General features: G+C 48.9%; 1 rRNA gene. It reads left to right on the forward strand.

Annotation, left to right across the window (positions count from 1 at the left end):
- A 23S ribosomal RNA gene (locus tag KW837_RS29240) occupies nt 1–278 on the forward strand; the annotation flags it as partial.

The following is a 278-nucleotide window of genomic DNA, read 5'->3' on the forward strand; positions in this document are numbered from 1 at the left end:
GCGAGGCTGAAAAGCGTAGTCGATGGAAAACAGGTTAATATTCCTGTACTTCTGGTTATTGCGATGGAGGGACGGAGAAGGCTAGGCCAGCTTGGCGTTGGTTGTCCAAGTTTAAGGTGGTAGGCTGGAATCTTAGGTAAATCCGGGATTCTAAGGCCGAGAGCTGATGACGAGTGTTCTTTTAGAACACGAAGTGGTTGATGCCATGCTTCCAAGAAAAGCTTCTAAGCTTCAGGTAACCAGGAACCGTACCCCAAACCGACACAGGTGGTTGGGTA

Source organism: Pseudomonas sp. PDM24, assembly GCF_019218905.1.
Lineage (GTDB): Bacteria > Pseudomonadota > Gammaproteobacteria > Pseudomonadales > Pseudomonadaceae > Aquipseudomonas.